At 73.5% G+C, this 5,468-nt stretch carries 5 protein-coding genes; 2 read left to right on the top strand and 3 right to left on the bottom strand.

All coding sequences use genetic code 11. From position 1 onward, the window contains the following. On the top strand, positions 1–1,797 hold a 1,797-nt coding region (locus tag ACFV9Q_RS29145; RefSeq protein ID WP_377237301.1), incomplete at its 5' end, for an acyltransferase family protein. A 56-nt stretch (positions 1,798–1,853) separates the two neighbouring features. Next, positions 1,854–3,179 (top strand): hypothetical protein, encoded by a 1,326-nt coding sequence (locus ACFV9Q_RS29150; RefSeq protein ID WP_377237302.1) that lies wholly within the window; start codon positions 1,854–1,856, stop codon positions 3,177–3,179. Here the strand turns inward: ACFV9Q_RS29150 and ACFV9Q_RS29155 are convergent. From ACFV9Q_RS29155 to ACFV9Q_RS29165, 3 genes are read right to left on the bottom strand one after another with little or no spacing between them, the layout of a single operon-like run. After that, entirely contained in the window at positions 3,176–3,916 is a 741-nt protein-coding gene (locus tag ACFV9Q_RS29155) for a hypothetical protein (protein WP_377237303.1), read from the bottom strand. The two genes, ACFV9Q_RS29150 and ACFV9Q_RS29155, sit on opposite strands and share 4 nt — an antisense overlap. Beyond that, a complete protein-coding gene (locus ACFV9Q_RS29160) occupies positions 3,913–4,533 on the bottom strand; it encodes a hypothetical protein (RefSeq protein ID WP_377237304.1) in 621 nt (206 codons plus the stop codon). The genes ACFV9Q_RS29155 and ACFV9Q_RS29160 overlap by 4 nt, the downstream gene beginning before the upstream one ends. Next, positions 4,530–5,291 carry a hypothetical protein gene (locus ACFV9Q_RS29165; RefSeq protein ID WP_377237305.1) on the bottom strand — a complete coding sequence of 254 codons (762 nt, stop codon included), beginning with the start codon at positions 5,289–5,291 and terminating at the stop codon, positions 4,530–4,532. Before ACFV9Q_RS29165 ends, ACFV9Q_RS29160 begins: the two co-directional genes overlap by 4 nt. Positions 5,292–5,468 lie beyond the last annotated feature (177 nt).

The following is a 5,468-nucleotide window of genomic DNA, read 5'->3' on the forward strand; positions in this document are numbered from 1 at the left end:
GCGTTCCACCTGGCGCCCGCGTGGGTGCCGGGCGGTTTCCTGGGCGTGGACGTGTTCTTCGTGGTCAGCGGCTTTCTCATCACCACGCTGCTGCTGCGCGAGGTCGCGGGCACGAGCTGGATCCGGCTGCCGCGGTTCTGGGTGCGCCGGGCCCGCCGCCTGCTGCCCGCCCTCGCGCTGGTGCTCGTCACGAGCATCCCGGTGGCGCGGCTGGTCGAGCCGGACCTCACGGTCGGCATCGGGCGCCAGCTCCTGGGGGCGGTGACGTTCAGCACCAACTGGGTGGAGATCGCCGCGGGCACCGACTACTTCGACGAGGCCCAGCCGGAGCTGCTGCGCATCCTGTGGTCGCTGGCCATCGAGGAGCAGTTCTACCTGGCCTGGCCGGTGCTGCTCGTGCTCCTGCTGATCACCGTGCGCTCGGCCGCCTGGCGGGTGCGGATCGTGGTCGCGGGCGCGCTCGTCTCGGCGGCGGCGATGGCGCTCCTGCTCATGCCCGCGTACGGCACCGGCGTGGACCCCACCCGGGTCTACTACGGCACCGACACCCACGCGTTCGGCCTGCTCCTGGGGGCCGCGGTGACGCTGCGCTGGGCCAAGGCCGGCCCGGCGCTGTGGGGTGCCCGCGCGCGGGTGCTGCCGCCGCTCGCGCTGGCCGGGCTGGTCGCCCTGTTCCTGCTGCTGCGCAGCGAATCGCCGCTCACCTACCCGCTCGGGCTGCTGGCCGCCTCGCTGCTCGCCCTCGTCCTGGTGCAGGCGTGCGGCGCGGCCCGCGCCGAGCCCACCTGGTTCACCGCCGCGCTGGAGGCGCCCGCGCTGCGCTGGGTGGGGGAGCGGTCGTACGGGATCTACCTGTGGCACTGGCCGGTCGCCTGCGTCGTCACGGCCGCGGTCGGGGCGCAGCCCGGGACCGTGTGGTGGGGCGTGGGCATCGGCCTGACCGTGGTGCTGACCGTCGTGCTCGCGGCGGCGTCGTACCGCTGGGTCGAGATGCCGGTGCGGCGGCTCGGCTTCCGGGGCGCGCTCCGGGCGCTGCTCGGCGCGGTCCGCACCGCCGACGTCGTGCCGAAGGCCGCCGTGGTGGTCGCCGTGCTCGCCCTGGTCGGGACGGGCGCGGCGGTCACGTCGGCCCCGAGCCGGACGGCGACCGAGCTCGCCATCGCCGCCGGGGTCCAGGCCGCGGCGGGGCAGGCCACGGCGGCGCAGGCCGCAGCCGGGCGGAGCGCCGCCACCCCCGCGGCCGACGGCGAGCCCGCCCCGACGTCGCGCACCGGGGCGCCGGCACCGGAGCCCCTACCCTTCGGGACGCGGCAGGGTGCCCAGGTCTCCGCCTTCGGCGACTCCGTGCTGGCGGCCGCCGCGCCGGCGATCCTCGCCCGCTACCCGCGCGCCCAGGTCGAGGGCGTGGTGAGCACGGACTGGCTCGACGCCGAGCGGATGATCCGCACGGCGAAGCACGAGGGCCGCCTGCGTCAGACGGTGCTGCTGAACTTCGGCACCAACGCGGGCTTCCAGCTCGAGGGTTCGGCCGACGCCGCGCGGCACGTGCTCGACATGATCGGGCCCGACCGCCGCGTGGTCCTCGTCAACAGCGTGGGGATCAGCTACTGGGTGCCGGACGCGAACAAGACCCTCGACCAGGTTGCCGCGGGCCGCGAGAACGTCGCGGTCGCCGACTGGCACACGCTGGTCGACGAGCATCCCGGCCTGCTGCACGCCGACGCCACGCACCCGAACCTGGACGGCGTCGAGGCCTACACCGACCTGGTCGAGGAGACGTTCGCGGCGCTGGAGTGACGCCGGAATGACACGGCTTGGCGCACCATGCCCGCTTTAGGCCACTATGTGTCGCCATGAGGATCCTGGTCTCCGCCGGTCGCCTGTTCGTGGCGCACTGGCCCGCGCTCCTGACGCTCGGCCTGCTCGGCGTCGCCGTCCGGAACGGCGCGATGTGGGGCGCGGTCGAGCTGAGCCAGTGGAACTCGTTCGTGGCGCAGCTCCTGCTGATCCTGAGCCCGCTCGGGTACCTCGTGCCGGTGGTCGGGATGCTGTGGGTCTGCCGGAACAGCCTGCCGAGCCTGGGCGGCAACGATCTCAGCCGCCGGGAGCGCGCCGCGCAGGCGGCGATCCCCGGCATGCTGCCCACCCGCCGGGCCCCGATGATGCCCTCGGAGCGGCGCGAGCGGCGCCTCATCGACATCGCGCTGTCCGTGCTGGTGCCGTTCCTGGTGGTCTACGAGGTCGAGGGCCTCATGGACGCCGACCAGCTGAGGTTCACCAACGAGGCGGCGGCCGACGAGCTGTTCAACGACCTGTTCAGCGCGGAGGGCGTCGACTTCATGTCCCGGCTCGGCGTCTGGTCCGGCTGGACCGTCGTCGCGATCGTGGCCGGGGCGTTCGTGCTGCGCTGGCTGCTCGGCCGGCTCGAGGGCAAGCTCCAGTTCCTCGGCATCGCGGTGCTCGGCGGCTGCCTCGAGATCTACTGGACCAGCCAGGTCGCCAAGCAGGTCGAGTCCATCGAGCTGGGACTGTGGAACATCGCGGCGGACCGCGAGCTCGTGGCGGCGGCCGTCGGCACCGTCGGCGCGGCGCAGGAGAGCGTGGGGGACGCCGGCAACGACGCCGCGGCCTTCGTGGCCGACGGCTTCGTCACCGTCCTCGAGTCGCTCGACGTCGTCCTCGTCGCGCCCCTGGCCTGGCTCGCCATCGGCGCCGTCGTGCTGGGACACAAGCTCATGGAGCCGCCGTCGAGCGAGCACCGCTGGCTCGACCGCATGACCTGGATCCCGGCGGGGCTGCGGTCGCTCCTGGAGTCGCTCACCGAGGACCTGCGCGCCCGCTTCTCCGCCCTGTGGAACGGGCTGAAGATGATCGTGCACGGCGGCCTCGGCCCGATGCTGGTCTTCTGCCTGGGCTACCTCGTGGTCATGCGGGCGCCCCAGGGGATCGGCTGGCTCGTCCGGGCCGCCGTCGGCCCCGTCGAGACCAACGCGTGGATCGCGTTCAGCCCCTTCGAGGCGGCCGCCGGGCTCGTGGTCTCCCTGGCGCTCGCCGCCGTGCTGATCGCGGCGACGGTCGAGGTGCTGGTCGAGCGCGGCCTGGCCGTCCGCGAGCTGGACGACGACGCCACCCCCGTGGCCGGGAACCGCGCGGTCCCGGGAGCGGCCGTCGCTCGCTAGGGCAGCTCGACCGTGAGGTAGTCCGGGCCCCCGAACGACAGCCGGGCCTCGGTGATCGTCGCGTCGGGGTCCACCAGCATGAACGAGCTGACGTCCCACTCGGGCTGCTCGCTCACGAACCCCTCGGCGTCGGGCGTCGAGCACCGCTTGTTGTTGCCCAGCACGTCCGGCGTCGACTCCCCGTACCGCGTGCCGTCGTCGGCCACGAGGGCGATCTGGCACAGCGAGAGGTCGGTCTGCGGCTCGGCCGCGAAGTGCAGCCGTACCTCGTAGGCGACCGAGCCCTCGGGGATCGGCACGGGCATGCCGTAGGCCGGCTCGGGCAGCTCGTCCACCTGCTCGACGCCGGTCACCGTCGCGTCGATCTCGCGCACCACCCAGGTGTTGGCGCGCTCCGGCACGTCGAGCCCCATGTCGAAGTACTCGCCCTCCAGGTGCGCCGGCTCGCCCAGGGCGACCCGCTGGGACTCGTAGTGCAGCCCGTCCGGCCACCAGTAGGCCACCACCCGGAACGACGTCGCCCCCGTGGCCACCACGAGCGCGAGCGGCAGCAGCACCAGCCAGACGGCGTTGCGCCGCCACCAGCCCCGGGGCCGGCCCGCCCGCGGGGCGTCGGGCGGCACCGAACCGGGCAGCAGGCCCGGCCGCAGGCTCGGCGCCCCGCCGGGGAACGCGCCCTGACCGGGACCCTCGTACGAACCCGGACCCGGCACCGCCGGGGTCACCAGCGTCGTCATCCCTCACTACCTTCCGCACTGGCCGTGGCGTAGCCCGGCGCCTCCGTCGTCACCGTGTCGGTCGCCGCCCACAGCTCCTTCGCCTGCTGGGCGGAGATGCCCAGGTCGACCACGCCGGCGGCGTCCCGCCGCTGCTCGGCGTAGTCCTCGGTCTGGCCGCCGCGCGCCAGCCGCACCGTCGCCCCCGCGAGCGCGTCCTGCGGCACGTCGAAGCAGTAGGTGACACGCCACGCGTACCCCGGCTGGGCGTTGGCCGAGATCGAGCACTCGGCCTGGTCGGTGGGCCAGAACCGGCGGCCGTCGGCGTCGGTGATCTCCGCGCCCGTGAAGGCGGTCGCGCCCTGCGTGGCCCGCCAGGTCGCGTCGACCACCACGAACGTCCCGTTCGCCACGGCGGTCTCCGAGAAGCTCTCCAGGGTGTCGGCGACCCGCACGTCGGTCACCGTGAGGTCCGCGTACGTCAGGTCGAGCGTCTCGCCCACGGCGCCCTCGACGACGAACGGCGCCTCCACGACGGTCTCCTGCGGCACGGCGGTGACGAGCGCGCAGCCCGCGACCACCCCGCCGACGACGAGGGCCGAACCCTGCCACGTGATGCGGCGCCGTCCGTGCCTCACGACTGACCCTCCTCGCTCATGCCCCGGTTGTCCTTCACCTTGATCGGGCCCTCGAACGCGAGGTCGGTGGGCAGCCAGTACCCGTTGTCCAGGGTCAGCCGGCTCTCGTCGATCCAGGACAGCTCAAGCACCCGGAGCGGGATCTCGTCGCCCTCCCAGTCGCCGCTCTGCTCCCAGATCAGCGCGATCTGGTAGGTGACGCCCGGGTTGAGGATGCGGGCGCTGGTCGCATCCTTGACGTAGAGGATCCTCGCGGAGGGCAGCTCGGGCTCCTCGGCCTCGTCGGGGGAGGCGCTCGCGGAGGGCTCGGCGTCCGGCCCGGTGCCGCCGTCATCACCTGGGCCGGTGTCGAGGCCCGCGAACGGGTCCACCGCCACGATGCCCACGTCCTCGGGGGCGGGGACGGCGCTGCCCAGCGTCGCGCTGAGCTCGGGCACGTCGCTGGTGTTCACGACGTCGGCGACCACGGCGAACATGTGGTTCCCCGGCGCGGGCACGAGGCTGCCGAGCTCGTCGGCCATCACGGCGCGCAGCACCGTCACGTCGAACGGGCCCACCTCGATCGCCGTCCCCGCCACGATCGGGTCGGCGTGCGCCTCGACCTTGTTCCACGCCCCGAACGGGGAGACGGCCACGAGGGCGGCGACGACGCCGGCGCCGACGCGCTGCATCGTCGACATGTCGTCGGCGACGGCCGAGACGACGCGGCGGCCGACCCGGAACGCGATGTCGGGGCCGCCGGTGCGGGCATGCTTCATGGCGCACGATCGTAGCGGTGCATCCCGGACCAACCGGGCGAAAGTCCACGACTGCGACAAGCCGGGGACGCACACACCTTCGAGGCCGGGGTTTCTTTGCTTTCCGGCCCCTGAGGGCGGAGAAACACCAAACTCAAAAGGGAGAAGATCAGGGAAGCAAAGGAATCGGCACGAAGA

The organism is Promicromonospora sp. NPDC059942 (assembly GCF_042731755.1).
Lineage (GTDB): Bacteria > Actinomycetota > Actinomycetes > Actinomycetales > Cellulomonadaceae > Promicromonospora.